Annotated in this window: 9 protein-coding genes; 5 read left to right on the forward strand and 4 right to left on the reverse strand. The window is 62.6% G+C overall.

All coding sequences use genetic code 11. The features are described from left to right. The 4 genes from FJY68_11125 to FJY68_11140 all read right to left on the reverse strand — a co-directional run. Positions 1–3387: PAS domain S-box protein (locus FJY68_11125; GenBank protein MBM3332379.1), on the reverse strand; the 3387-nt coding region annotated here is incomplete at its 3' end. Positions 3388–3623: 236 nt separating this feature from the next. Then, entirely contained in the window at positions 3624–4253 is a 630-nt protein-coding gene (locus FJY68_11130) for a carboxypeptidase regulatory-like domain-containing protein (protein MBM3332380.1), read from the reverse strand. Positions 4254–4590: 337 nt separating this feature from the next. After that, on the reverse strand, positions 4591–4788 hold the full coding sequence (locus FJY68_11135; protein ID MBM3332381.1) for a hypothetical protein: 198 nt from the start codon (positions 4786–4788) through the stop codon (positions 4591–4593). Positions 4789–6831: 2043 nt separating this feature from the next. After that, a complete protein-coding gene (locus tag FJY68_11140; protein ID MBM3332382.1) occupies positions 6832–7950 on the reverse strand; it encodes a hypothetical protein in 1119 nt (372 codons plus the stop codon). Positions 7951–8428: 478 nt separating this feature from the next. On the opposite strand from FJY68_11140, the gene rpsO reads away from it, so the two are divergent. The 5 genes from rpsO to FJY68_11165 form a co-directional block, all read left to right on the forward strand. Next, positions 8429–8698: a 30S ribosomal protein S15 gene (rpsO, locus tag FJY68_11145; GenBank protein ID MBM3332383.1), complete on the forward strand. Its 270-nt coding sequence runs from the start codon at positions 8429–8431 to the stop codon at positions 8696–8698. Between the two features lies 1 nt (position 8699). Further along, positions 8700–10913, forward strand: coding sequence for a polyribonucleotide nucleotidyltransferase (gene pnp, locus FJY68_11150; GenBank protein ID MBM3332384.1), 2214 nt, complete (start codon positions 8700–8702; stop codon positions 10911–10913). 67 nt (positions 10914–10980) lie between these two features. Then, positions 10981–12279: an insulinase family protein gene (locus FJY68_11155; protein MBM3332385.1), complete on the forward strand. Its 1299-nt coding sequence runs from the start codon at positions 10981–10983 to the stop codon at positions 12277–12279. A gap of 43 nt (positions 12280–12322) precedes the next feature. Beyond that, a complete protein-coding gene (locus FJY68_11160) occupies positions 12323–13528 on the forward strand; it encodes a pyridoxal phosphate-dependent aminotransferase (GenBank protein MBM3332386.1) in 1206 nt (401 codons plus the stop codon). Positions 13529–13629: 101 nt separating this feature from the next. Then, on the forward strand, positions 13630–13887 hold a 258-nt coding region (locus FJY68_11165), incomplete at its 3' end, for a hypothetical protein (GenBank protein MBM3332387.1).

Below are 13887 nucleotides of genomic sequence, written 5' to 3' on the forward strand. Positions count from 1 at the left end.
ACCGGGGAACTCGTGTCCACTGTGCAGCCGCTGAAAGGGTACGAACAACTTATCGACGTAGGCCATGTCGAAGCCGGCTCCGTCGTCGCGCACGAAGAAGGTCTGCTCGCCGTCCCTATGCAGAATGCCGAACTCAATCCGGGCGGCCGGGTGCTTCGACGTGAACTTCCAGGCGTTGCTCAGCAGGTTCTGCAGTACCATCGCGACTAGTCCCGGGTCTGCCGGCGCGACAAGGCCGTCTGGGATCACGAATTCCGCTGTGCGATCCGCAGCCGAACTCCCCAGTTCGGCGGCGATGGTCCGCGCCAGCTTGCTCAGGTCGACTTCTTTTCGTTCGAGCGGCAGACGGGCAATGCGGGCGAGGTTGAGCAGGTCGTCGATCAGCTCTCCCATCCGTCCCGCGGCGGCGCTCACTCGGTCGAGGTGGCCGAGTGCCGGCCTGCCGAGAACCTGTCCGGCGTCTTCAACTACGGCTTGGGCGAAACCGTCAATCGCCCGCAACGGCGCTCGCAAGTCGTGCGAGACCGAATACGAAAACGCCTCCAGTTCCCGGTTCGCCGCCTCGAGCTCAGCGGTTCGCTCGCGCACCAGATCTTGAAGATGCTCGCGGTGTCGCACGAGTTCGTCGGCGTCGCGCCGGCGCTGAATCGCGATGGCGGCCTGATTGACAAACGCCTCGACCAGCGCCGGGTCGCGCAGCGGTATGCCCCTGTGCATGAGGATGTATACGGTACCGAGTATCTTTCCTTGCCAGTACAAGGACATGGCGTGGGTTTCGCCCAACACGAAGACTGACTTGATCGCGTCGCTGACGGCGTCAGGCAGCTCGCCGGATGATAATGCTTCCAGCCCGCCTTCGATCTTCATCAGACCGCTGCTCGCGTAGCTGGTTATCTCCTCGGGCGAGAGTCGGAACTTCATTCCCTCCGGGGGGCGGCCGAGCAGGCCTAGCGCAGCCCGAGCGTTGGCGCCGATCCCCTCGATGGCCCGAACGCGGAACTCGTTTCGGGTTGCGTCATAGGAGTTGACGACGACATAGGCCTCGCCGGCAAGCTGGGCCAGTCGTCGCGCAACGTAGCGGTAGATGTCCGCGTTCGGATCAAGGGTGATGAAGCCGAGCGCCGTGTCCCGAAGCAGGGCCGTATCCGCAAGGTGCTGCTTGTCGCGCATTTCGGCCCGCTTGCGCTCGGTGATGTCGCGCAGGAATACGAGTCTGGCCGGACGGCCGTCGTCACCGACTACCGGCACGTCTTGGACATCATAGGTGATGCCCTGGACCGCGGTATACTCCCGGCGCGTCGTCGCGCCGGTGAAGACCCTCGGGTTGGCGCATCCCGGACATGGTTCGGTCCGGGCGTGGAAGTACTCGAAGCACCGGCGGCCATTCACCGGCCCGCCGCGTGCGAGCAGGGCCGGGTTGGTGTACTGGATCTGCCAATCCGGTCCCACCAGGTACACACCGTCCGGCATCGCGTCGAGGATGCGCCGCAGCCGGTCGCGCTCGGCCTCGGCTTGCAGTTCGGCCTGTCGGCGCTCGGTGACGTCGCCGAGGAAGTTGAGGGTCGCGGGTCTGCCCAGCCAGTCCATGCGAACGGCGCTGATTTCCACAAGGCGTGTCTCGCCATCCCGACGGACGATGCGGAATTCGTACCGGCTCGGAATCTCCTCGCCGGCGATGCGACGGCGGTGGTTGTCGGCGACGAGTGCGCGATCATCGGGGTGGATGAAATCCGTGAGTGGCCGCCCGAGCAACTCTTCCCGTGGGTGCCCGATCATCTCACTGGTACGCGGGTTGGTGAACACCAGGTTCCCATCCTGGGCCACGACGACTGCTTCGCCCGCGTTGTCGACCAGGAGCCGGTACTTCTCTTCGCTTTCGCGGAGCGCCGCCTCGGCCTGCTTGCGGTCGGTGATGTCCTGCACGTCGGTAACGAAGTGGTCCGGCCGTCCGGCCGAATCGCGCAGCAGCATCACGCTCAGGTCAACCCAGACCACGCCGCCATCCTTGCGCAGATAGCGTTTCTCGAACCGCGCGCTGCCTTCGTTTCCGGTCTGCAGACGCTTGAGGAAGCCAATGCTCATCGCGACGTCATCCGAGTGGGTGACGGCCTGGAAGTCGTGCGACTGCAGTTCCGCCACCGTGTAGCCCAGCATTGCGGCAAACGCGCTGTTCACACGCAGCAGCTGGCCGTCCAGCCCGGTCAGCACTTTGCCGACCCGGGAGTCCTCGAACGCGCGCCGGAACCGCTCCTCGCTCTCGTACAGGGCCGCCTCGGCCTGCTTGCGGTCGGAGATGTCGCGCACGGTCGCCTGCAGCACCCTCTGGCCGTGGAAGTCTACCGGCGTGAGCAGCACGTCGGCTGGGAAAACCGTGCCGTCGGCCCGTTGGTGCAACCACTCGAAGTAGTTGCGGCCGACCCGGAACGCGGTGGCAATCCTTTCGTCGGCAGCGGCGCGGGAATCGGTGCCGTCGGCCTGACGCGGCGGGGATACATCAGCCGGGTGCTTGCCGAGGAACTCATCGCGGGTCGTGCACCCGAAGATCCTCAGGGTTGCCTCGTTGCAGTCAAAGAACCTTTCCGTGTCGAGCAGCATGAGGGCGTCGTTCGATGACTCAAACAAGCTGCGGTATTTGAGTTCGCTCTCGGCCAGAGCGGTTTCGATCCGCTTGCGCCGGGTGATGTCTCGGATGAACGCGGTGACACCTTCGACGCCACCGTCAGGGGCACGAACCGGGCTCCAGTTGAGCTCCTGCCAGGTGCCAAGGTCGGAGTCGAACTCCACGTTCGTGAAGCTCTTCCCGTTGAGCACCCGGGCGATCGTCTGCTCCATCCGCGACCGGACATCGGGGTTGGTGATGACCTCAAGCAGGTGTGTGCCGGGTTGGATATCCCTGCCGTAGAGCTTCTTCATCTCCTGCCGGTGAGCAGCGTTGAAAGCGGTGTAGCGGCATTCGCAGTCGAGGGCCAACAGGTGGATGTCTGTCGGACTCTCCACCAACGCCTTGAGGAACGCGTCTCGCCGGCGCAACTCCTGCTCGTTCCGCCTGAGTTCGGTGATATCCGTGGCGTGTATGAAGACCGCGTCATGGTCGGGCCTGACTTGAATGTTCTCCTCGAAGATGCGGTTGCCAACCACCACTTCGCGACGCAGCGCGGCCGGTTCGCGCCGCCGGAGCTGGGCAAGAATGGAATCCATGTCTGAAGGAAAGAAGGCGCTGGCCGATGCACTCGGCCCGAGCGACTCGAGCGCCCGCTTCGCCGCGTCGTTCGCGAACGTCGCCTTGCCGGCCGCGTTGACCGCGATTACCGGGCTCGGGCTGTGTTGATGGAAAGCGGCGGCGCGCTCCAAGTCCGACGTCGGAGAGCCGTCGATATGGGGTTTCACAGTCACGTCTGCGTTTCTCCGTTCCCGAGCCTTCGAAAGCAGTTTGAGACCGCGGGAGTGTAGTTCACTTCTGCCGTTCCTTCTAACTCCTCCAGGATAACGCCCGCCACAACCGTGTCAAGCGATTCTCCTACAGCCCGCAGCCGGGTGCTGGCCCGGCGCATCAGCCGTCCGGATGTCCGTTCAAAGCGGCGCCCCTCCGCAGTTGGAGGGGCGCACAGGTGCTGAGTTCTGCCCTAGTAGAGTGCCCGGTTGGATGTACCGACCAGGTGGAAGTCGATCCCCGTCACGTCACCGCCGTCTTCAATCACGACCGGATCGGGATATTCGGCACACTTGTAGCCTTCCTTCATCGCCTTCACCGTGTACGAACCGTCGGCGAGATTGGTGATGGTGTAGGTGCCATCATCTTCGGTCAGGTCGTACTTGCCGCAGCCGGCCATGACCTTGGCGCCGGCGATGGGGGCGTTGGTCGCTTTGTCGTAGACGGTGCCGGAGATCGAGCCCGAACCTCCTCCTCCGCCGATCGGCGCCAGCGCGATGTCGATACCCGTGACTGGTCCGTCCTCGACATGAACCGGTTCGGGGTAGGCTTTCATCATGTAGCCGCACTTCATGGCTTTGACCGTGTAGTCGCCGGGAGCAAGACCCCCTATGACATAGGTGCCGTCGTCACCGGTGGTGGCGTTCTGGCCGTGGCAACCCACGGAGACTTTGGCGCCGGCGATGGGTGCGTTGGTCACCGAGTCGGTGATGGTACCGGCAATCGAACCGGAACCGAGCACCAGCGACTTCGTACCTGTGTCTGCCGCGCTCAGAGTCGCGACGCATGCGAACAGAGCTACTAGAGCCAACAGCTTCTTCAAAGGTTCCTCCTGTAAGGTCTTGACCGCGGATGATTATTCCCATCTTCCCTATCCGGGTCAAGCGCGACCTCTATGGATCGCCGGCATGGACTTGACCGCAGGCTGCCACTGCGCCAGGCTGACGCGAGGAAGCCGTGCTCGTCCTGTTGTCTATGGCCCTGCCGCCTGTTGCCGACTACGCCGAGTTGGGGGAATGCGGAACGCTCTCGATGAACGTCCCGTTCTGCGGCGGCTGAGGGAACGACGAGCGCTACCAGGTGCTCTTGCTAGGTTCGGAGATGGCCGGGCCGTGCAATATGGACAGTGTCCAACTGCTGTGCGGCAGTGGAATCTACGGTCACGGCGTCTTCTTGAGTGCCGACATCCATGCCTGCCATACCTCGGTCACCGGGTTGGACAGCGCCCATGAAACGAACTGCGCCGGCAACACGCCGACCATGGCAATGGCGCGCGACACGCTGTATCTCCGTTGGAGCAACAGCGCGTGGCGCAGCTTTGGTCTCGACGGGACGTTCGCATACAACGGTTCGGACATCCCCATCCCAGAGCTCCGCTGGCAGCGCGACAATGATAGCTCGGTCTACGACCTCGGGTACTACACGTCTGGCAGCCGGGCGGGGACGCAAAGTCCTCGACCGCCGAAACGGACACGCCGTGGAACTACATGCCTCGCTTCCGTATCTACGGGTATGAGTCTGCCGTTTGCGCAGTGTCGGCCGCGTTCAAGTTGTCCACTTGATCCTCTGCAGAATGAAAGCCGGATGACCGGCGAGCGACGCTCGCCTGCTTGTTTCCTGTCAGCAGCTGCCCATCCGCGGTCTCTTGGTGCGACATAGGTATCCTGTGCGACATCAGTTCCGGTGCGGTAGCTGCCGTACGTCAACCCTAGATACCGATATTGAAGTCGAGTCTATAACGGGAAACGCGCAGCCTGCCATCGGAAGTGGCCGCACCGCCTTTCTGCTACTTCGGGCTGGGTCCTGGGATGCGCAAAGCTCTGCCAGCCAAGGCCCAAGTGAGGAGTGAAGGGGAGTCCGGATAGTTCCAGCTTCACGGATCTCCACGTCCTACGGCTCAAAGCCAAAGCGGAGTCAGTGTTCCGCTTCCTAGTGCGCAGTTGAAGGGAGTCGCAGCAGTTAAGTGTATGTATAACAAAGTTTTAAATAGCTATCGCCTGTGTATGTCGCGCCGTGATTGCGAATGTCATTCGGGGCGGCTTCTCGTATAAGTATAGCGATTTAAGCTATTTATGCCAATGCACCCTGGCGAGGTGGGGGGTACGGAAGCTGCATCCTGTGGCATAGCGAAGAGTGGTCGCAGGGCTACATCTGACGACAGGATCGGATCCGAGTTCGATATCCCGATCTGTGAATTGAAGATATCGAGGAGACGGGTCGCCACCCAGAGTAGCGCAGAGATGCCGAGAGTGATAGCAGAAATGGAGGTTTGGAGTGAGTGCACGAATCGAAGTTAAGGATTATCCGCCGAACGCATCAGAAGTGGATGCCCGCCGGTCGCGTTCATCTCGAGGCGAGGCTGCGCTGCTTGCGGCAGCGGGGGTTGGGCTGGTTCCGCTGGAGACATCTCTTGAGCAACCGATCTGGGTTGATGGCACGCTGCCCGGTCCAATGGCAGGAAAGCGACCGGCACGCCCGAGCTAGGGCGCTTTCATAGGCGCGTGATGTCCAGGCTAGCAGACGGTGGGCAAGCCATGAAGTCCAACGATGACAACCTGTACGCTTCGACCATGCGACAAACCCAGAAGTCCTGGTGGGGCTGGAGATTGTTGGCGCCAATTCGGAAGCAAGAGCCACGGCGGAGTCAGAACCTTGGACGTCCTAGCTCGAAGCGGAGCGTCTGGGCGCTCAAGGGGCCGGAAGAACTCCGCTGACCAGGCTTCTGGCTGTGTCCGGGGACAGAAGCTGTCTCTCCAAATGGGAGAGAGGCACAGAACCCCAGAGGACCGAGCAGGCCCCGTGCACAGACACGAGGCACCAGGACCAGTGATGAGCAGGGATTCGAGGGCGTCAAGTTCTGGGAAGATCCGGTGGCGTACGGAGGATTCCGGGATCCAGATGCGACATCACGGCAGGTGCGCATGGTGGACTGCCTCGAACATAGATGGCCCTGGAGGATAGCAAAGCCCCATTTTCTCTCAGCCTCCTGTCTGACTCTACACCCACCCATCCCGCCGCCTAGCTCGGCGGCGGGATTCTTCCAGGCGCCCTGCGAGGACGTTTCCAAGGCCTGCCATGCGCGGGGAGTACCAAGCTTCAAGCTACCAGTGACATGCGAAATTCACGCGCGGCTGCGGACTCGCGGCTTGTCTCCCGGCCGGCTGAATGCCGGTCTGTCGTTCAGAGCCCGGTCTGGCATACCCGGTGGTCGACCAGAGACTCAAGCAAGATGCGTGAAGTTCGACGGCTGGCCGCTGGCGAAGAACAGGGAGACCGCGCCGGGGCAGCGCTGCGTCTCAAGTGGGCGGGCACTGGAAGCTGCGTCCGCCAGCCGGACGGTCGCCATCTCGGACTCGACAGAGCGGGCTTGAGTGAGAGCTCTCGGTCTGGTTGTTCGGGCGTTACAGGGCTTTCTGGTAGATGCGGAAGCGTTTGACTATCTGGCCACCGACTCGCTCCACTTCGGCCCGCATCTTGAGGTTAGTCTCCAACTCGTGGTGGCTGTCTATCTTCTCAAATCCGGCCGCGATTGCCGTGCGCATTATTGCCGCGCCCATCATTACGTCGAGTCCCCGTCCCCTACAGTCTTCGCGTATCCCGGCGAGTAGCGCGTCAAGCTGCTTTGCCTTCTTCATCGCCGCCATGATTTGCAGGATGCCGAATGGGAACAGGTGACCCTTGCATCTGCGCAGGCCTTCGTTCATGTGCGGGATGCCGATGAAGAACCCGACCACATCCTCGCCCTTCACAACCACTTTCACAAAGCGCGGGTCAATGACCGGCAGGTACTGCTTGGCCAGCGCGTCCATCTCGGCATCGGTCAAAGGTACGTAGCCGTAGATGTTTGTGTAGGTCAAGTTCATCAGACCGAAGATGCGTTCGCCGAATGGCCTTAGTTCCTTCGATTTCGTGAACTCGACCAGCCTGAACTCGGTCTGACGCGCTGCGCGCGCGCTTATCTTCTCGTAGAAGTCCGGTAGCCGGTCCGAGAGTTTGACGATGTAGTTGACGTAGTCAACTTCCTTGGTGTAGCCTGCCGCGTCCATGAACCGGACGATGTACGGGAAGTTGTGGAACGAATCGAGCGTCGGATCACAGTCGAACCCTTCATAGAGGAATCCCTGCGGATCCTGGTCCGAGAACCCCATCGGCCCGACCAGCTTGTTCATGCCCAGCCCGCGCGCCCAGTTTTCAACAAACGTCAGCATGGCGTTGAAGACGTCCTGCTCTTCGTAGCACTCAAGGAACCCGAACCGGCCGGTACACTCATGACGAAGCTCATTGCACCGTCGATTGACGATACCCATTATGCGACCGACCACGCGACCATTGCGCCGCGCCAGCGCGAGTACCGCATCCGCGTGCTGGAACGCCCGGTTCTTCTTCGCGTCGAAGAACTTCCAGTTGTCCATGTAGATGGGTGGAATCCAAAGGGGGTTGTTGCGGTTGACCTTGGCTGGCAGGTAGATGAACTCCCGCAACTCGCGGGGGCTGCGAACCGCAGTGACTTCTAGCGCCATGGAGCGTGAAGGTCGGGAGCGCCGTCAGTATCGCAGGCGGTCTCTGGCGCGTCGGTTGGCCACCCGCTCAGTTCCTCGATAGTCTGGGCTAGGGTCATCTGTCCTCTGATGAGGAGACTCTAACCGGAAAGGAGATTCATGGCAAGCGGGGCGCGGGCGGTGCAGAAGCTGTAGGGCTGAAGGCAGAGGTGCGCAGGCAGGGGAGAGAGACGGAGGGAAGAAGGGGCGAGCGGCGGGCGGAGCGGCGAAGCTGGCCCGGCCGAGGCAGGAATCGGAGGGCAGAGGCAATAGGAAAGAAGCGCATTGGTGCAGAGGGGGATGCACGGATCGAATGGCGGAGGGGTTGGGATTGAGGTATTGAGGCCGCGGGCGAAGCCGGAAGTCTCAGTTCCGACCTCTCGATCCGGGGTCTGGCGTGATTTGACTTTGCCTGTGAATCGGCTATTGTGTCCATGCAAATCACTGGAGGAAAAAAGAAATGCCTTTGACGAAAGAAACCAAAGACAAGCTAATCGACGCGCACAAGATCCACGAGAAGGATACCGGGTCTCCGGAGGTGCAGGTCGCAATACTCACCGAGAGAATCGGGATGCTGACCGACCACCTTAAGACTCACAAGAAGGACAAGCACTCGCGTCGCGGGCTGATCAAGCTCGTGAACGAGCGACGGCGCCATCTCGACTATCTGTCCAAGCATCACAAACCCCGCTACGAGAAGATCGTGGCTGACCTGAAGTTGAGAGGATAGGATGCAAAGAGTCGAGAAGGAAGTGTGCGGCCGCACGCTGTCGTTGGAGCACGGACAGGTTGCCCGGCAGTCGGACGGCGGCGTGCTGGCCCGCTACGGCGACACCGTAATCCTCGCCAGCGCGGTCTATGCCAAGGAACCGCCCAAGGAGTACCTGGACTATTTTCCGCTGATTGTGGACTACCGCGTGCTGGCCTATGCCGCGGGCAAGATCCCGGGCGGGTTCTTCAAGCGCGAGGGTAAGCCTCGCGATAAGGAAACTCTCACCTGCCGGTTGATTGACCGGCCCATCCGGCCGCTCTTCCCGGCCAACTTCCGCGCCGACACGCAGATTGTCGAGTACCTGCTTTCGACCGACCTTGAGAATGAGAGCGAGTTCCTCGGACTGGTTGCGGCGTCGGCGGCGCTGCACATTTCGGAAATCCCATTCCAGGGGCCGGTTGGCGCTTGCCGGGTCGGCAAGTTCGGCGACGAGTTCGTCTTGAACCCGCCGATGACCCGGGAAACCGAGGCCGACATGTGGATGCTTTACGTCGGCATCGGCGACCAGGTGATGACCATTGCCGGCCAGGCCCGCGAGGTGTCGCCTGAGGATATCGACAAGGGCTGGGAGCTGGCCCAGCCGGTTATCAAGCAGACCATTGAGCTCCAGGAGGAGCTGCGGAAGCTCGTGGGCAAGCCGAAGCTGGTGAACGACAAGCCGAACGTTCCGCCCGAGCTCGAGGCCGAGATTCGCCGGGTCGCAGCGGACCGGGTGAAGGCCATTCACGATACCGTGGACAAGCTGGCGCGCGGCAATGCACGGTCCCAGCTAAGCCGAGCCGTGATCGCCGAGCTGGCCCCGAAGTTCCCGGGTTCGGACAAGATGATCAAGGAAGTGCTGGACGAGATGTTCGGCGAGGATATGCGGCGCCGCGTGCTTGAAACCGGCGTCCGTCTCGACGGCCGCAATGAGACCGAGGTCAGGCAGATTGACTGCGCGGTCGGGGTCCTGCCCCGGGCGCACGGTTCGGCTCTCTTCACCCGCGGCCAGACCCAGTCGCTCGCCGCGACCACGCTCGGCACCAGACAGGACGAGCAGGTCATCGACGACGTCGAGTTGGAGGTGGAGGAGCGGAAGTCGTACATGCTCCACTACAACTTCCCGCCGTTCTCGGTCGGCGAGGTCAAGTTCCTGCGCGGACCGGGCCGCCGGGAGATCGGACACGGCGACCTGGCCGAACGCGGGCTCGAAGCCGTCATCCCAAGAGACGAGAACTTCCCGTACACGGTGCGGATTGTCTCGGACATCCTCGAATCGAACGGCAGTTCGTCAATGGCGTCGGTCTGCGCCGGCTCGCTGTCGCTGATGGACGCGGGCGTGCCGGTGAAGGCCGCAGTCGCCGGTATGGCGATGGGCCTGATTACCGACGGGGACATCTCGAAGGGCGCGAAGTACCGCATCGTCACCGACATCATGGGCGACGAGGACCACTACGGCTACATGGATTTCAAGGTCGCGGGCACCCGCAAGGGCATCACCGCGATTCAGCTCGACCTGAAACTGCCGGGCGTACCATACAGCGTGCTCGCGGAGGGCATCCGCCGATCCACGACCGCGCGGATCGGGGTGCTCGACATCATGGACAAGACCATCGACAAGCCGCGACCCGACCTTTCGAAGTACGCGCCGCGCATCGTCTCCATCGTGATTGACAAGGAGAAGATCGGTACGGTCATCGGGCCCGGCGGCAAGATGATCCGGAAGATAACCGAGGAGACCGGCGCGACTATCGACATCGAGGACGACGGCACGGTGACCATCGCTTCCAACAAGGTCGACTCGCTGAACGCGGCCAAGGCGTGGGTCGAGTCGCTCGTGGAAGAGGTTGAGGTCGGCAAGATCTACGAAGGAACCGTAACCCGCCTGATGAACTTCGGCGCGTTCGTCGAGGTGCTGCCCGGCAAAGAAGGGCTGGTCCATATCTCCCAGCTCGGGCCGGAGCGGTACAACCGGGTCGAGGACGCGGTGCGCGAGGGCGACAAGGTATGGGTCAAGGTCGTGGAGATTGACGATATGGGTCGCGTCAACCTGTCGCGGCGCAAGGCGATGGAGGAGCGCGGTGAGATACCGCCCTCCGACGACTCGGGTATCGCCTCAAGGCCGCCGCGGCGCGGCGGGCCGCCGTTCCGTGGCGGCGGCGACCGGCGCGACCGGCGCGGGCCGAGGCGCTGACCCGGACAGACTGAGAACGGACAGGGGTCGAGCCGCGGCCGGCGCTTCGACCTCTGTCTCTCTGTTCATGGAAGGAAGCATGAGCCTGCACAATACAGGGCACGGAAACGGGATTCGGATGACGACGCTGCCGTCCGGTCTCGTCTTGATCTCCGAGCGACTGCCGCACATCCGGTCGGTGGCCCTCGGCTTGAGTTTCCTTACCGGCGGCCGCGACGACCCTCGCGACCAGGGCGGCATTGCGCACATGATCGAGCATATGGTCTTCCGCGGGACCCGGGACAAGGACGTGATTGCGATCAACATCGCTGCCGAGACACACGGCGCGGAGCTCAATGCCTTCACCGACAAGGAAACGACCTGCTTCTATGGCCGGTTTCCGGGGGACCAGTTCGGTCCAGTCACCGCGTTGATGGCCGAAACCGTCAGTGGGCCGGCGTTCCGAGCCGAAGAGCTGACCAAAGAGAAGCAGGTTGTCTCCGAGGAGATCCGCACCGCCCAGGAGGACCCGGATTCCATCGGGCTGAATCTGCTCTTTCGGGCGGCCTACGGCGACCACGGGATGGGCCGGCACATTCTCGGAACCATAGACTCAGTCAACGGGTTGTCCGATGCCGACCTGCGTGGGCGGTACTCCGACTGCTACGGTCCGGCTTGCGGGGTAGCGGTCGCGGTCGGCGACGTTGAGCACGAGCGGTTGGCTTCGGCCCTGGGGTCGCTGCTTGAGACACGACCCGAGTGCCGGTCCCCGGCACGGTCACCCATCGTCCGTTCGGGGCCGAGCGTGCTTGTTGAGACCAGGAAAGAGCTGTCACAGATCTATCTCTACCTTGCCAAACCGGGGTTGGCCTACGCCGACCAGCAGCGGCGAGCGCTGACCGTATTGAACATGGCGGTCGGGGGTGGCGTATCGTCGCGTCTGTTTCAGCGCTTGCGCGAGCAGGAGGCTCTGGTATATTCGGTGGGCAGCTTCGCGGAGAAGTACTCGGATTCCGGGTTGCTCGGCGTCTACCTGGTGACCGACCACCGGAAACTGGCCCGGTGTCTGGCCGTACTCCGCGAGGAGCTAGCGCGCCTGCGCCGGGACCGGCTGACCGAGGAGGAGTTCGAGCGGGCGCGGAACATGACCAAGAGTTCGGTTCTGCTGTCGCTCGAGAGTACGAGCACGCGCATGTTCCGTCTGGCCCGGACCTGGCAGTTGCTGGGTCGGGTCGTGACGGTGGATGAGACCGTCGAGGCCTACAACCGGCTGACGAGGTCAGAGGTCGAGAACCTGATTGATCAGCTGCTGGTGAGCGATTTCGAGTATTGCGGAGCGGTCGGGCCGCTGTCAGAGGAAGAGGTACGTCAGACGCTTGAAGCATGACGCGGCGGGCGTGGAGCGTAGAGCGTAAGCGAGAGGAGTTGAGATGAGCCAAGTCAGGCTTTCCAGACGCGCGATCGAGATGCCCGCATCGCCGATTCGCAGGCTGGTTCCGCTGGCGGACCGGGCCAAGGCGCGCGGGGTCAAGGTCTACCACCTGAACATCGGCCAGCCGGATATCGAAACGCCGGTCGAGATGATGGACGGCTACCGGAACGTCAACGTCAAGGTCCTTTCCTACGGACCCTCGCAGGGCCTGAAAGAGTACATTGACGCTCTCGTCAGGTATTACCGCGGAGTGGGCATCAACGTCGAACCGGCCGACATCCTGGTTGCCACCGGCGGCAGCGAGGCGATATCATTCGCGTTCGACGCGGTCGCCGACCCGGGCGACGAGGTCATCGTGCCCGAGCCGTTCTACACCAACTACGCGGGCTTCGCCGCGACCGCTTCGCTCAAACTGGCGCCGGTAACCTGTCTGGCCGAGACCGGCTTCGCTCTGCCGGGCAGGGAGGAGTTCGAGAAGGTACTGACCAAGAAGACGCGGGCGGTGATCTACTCGAGCCCGGGCAACCCAACCGGCGCGGTTTACACCGGTCAGGAACTGGAGATGCTCGCGGGGTTCTGCCGCGACCACGGACTCTATCTCATCGGCGACGAGGCGTACCGCGAGTTCATCTACGATTCCGATACCACGCACGTGAGCGTGATGAACCTTGCCGGCATCGAGGACCGGGCGATACTGGTCGACAGCGTGTCCAAGCGCTATAGTGCCTGCGGGGCGCGCGTCGGCTGCCTGGTCAGCCGGAACAAGGAACTCGTCGCCGCCGGGCTCAAGTTCGGCCAGGCGCGGCTCTGCCCGCCGACCGTGGACCAGCTCGCGGCGATGGCGGCGGTGAACGTGCCGGCCCGCTACTTCGAAGAGATGCGCCACGAGTACATGTGCCGCCGGGACGTGGTCTGCGCGGCGATCGCCAAGATCCCGGGCGCCCTGTGCGTCAAGCCTCGCGGCGCCTTCTACGTAGTCGCCCGGCTGCCGATTGACGACGGCGAGAGGTTTGCCTCATTCATGCTCAACGAATTCCAGCTAGACGGCGAGACGGTGATGGTCGCGCCGGCCGATGGGTTCTACGCGACCCCGGGCAAGGGCAAGGACGAGGTGAGGATTGCCTATGTGCTCAACTGCCTTGACCTTGACCAGGCGATGAAGATCCTCGCGGCCGGGGTTGAAGAGTACAATCAGAAGAAGTGACGAATGGCGATCGACGAATGGGGAATGAGGGCATCAGGCTGGCTCGTTCCTGATTCGTCATTCGGACTTCGTACTTCGGACTTCTTCACGGAGCTTGCTCCATGAAGATCTGCATGGTCTCCGACAACTTCTACCCCTATGTCGGGGGCATCGCCGAGCACGTCCACTTCCTTGCTGCCGAGCTGCGCAAGCGCGGTCACGTCGTGAAGGTTCTGACCGCACACGTCGGTGGTCGGATGATGGAGTACATGGCATCGACGCCGGAAGAGGCACACGTCAAGCGCATCGGCACCGGCTGGGTGGTTCGTTCGAACCGTTCGTTCGCCCGGGTCTCGGTTGCGTGGCGGCCTGTATCCCAG

Source organism: candidate division WOR-3 bacterium (genome assembly GCA_016867815.1).
GTDB lineage: Bacteria > Hydrothermota > Tepidihabitantia > Tepidihabitantales > Tepidihabitantaceae > UBA2258.

What these genes read in the sequence shown, in the direction of transcription:
- FJY68_11135 (MBM3332381.1), bottom strand. Translation starts at nt 4,788, where the DNA reads ATGTCCGAACCGTTGTATGCGAACGTCCCGTCGAGACCAAAGCTGCGC.
- pnp (MBM3332384.1), top strand. Translation starts at nt 8,700, where the DNA reads ATGCAAAGAGTCGAGAAGGAAGTGTGCGGCCGCACGCTGTCGTTGGAG.
- FJY68_11160 (MBM3332386.1), top strand. Translation starts at nt 12,323, where the DNA reads ATGAGCCAAGTCAGGCTTTCCAGACGCGCGATCGAGATGCCCGCATCG.
- FJY68_11155 (MBM3332385.1), top strand. Translation starts at nt 10,981, where the DNA reads ATGGAAGGAAGCATGAGCCTGCACAATACAGGGCACGGAAACGGGATT.
- FJY68_11140 (MBM3332382.1), bottom strand. Translation starts at nt 7,950, where the DNA reads ATGGCGCTAGAAGTCACTGCGGTTCGCAGCCCCCGCGAGTTGCGGGAG.
- rpsO (MBM3332383.1), top strand. Translation starts at nt 8,429, where the DNA reads ATGCCTTTGACGAAAGAAACCAAAGACAAGCTAATCGACGCGCACAAG.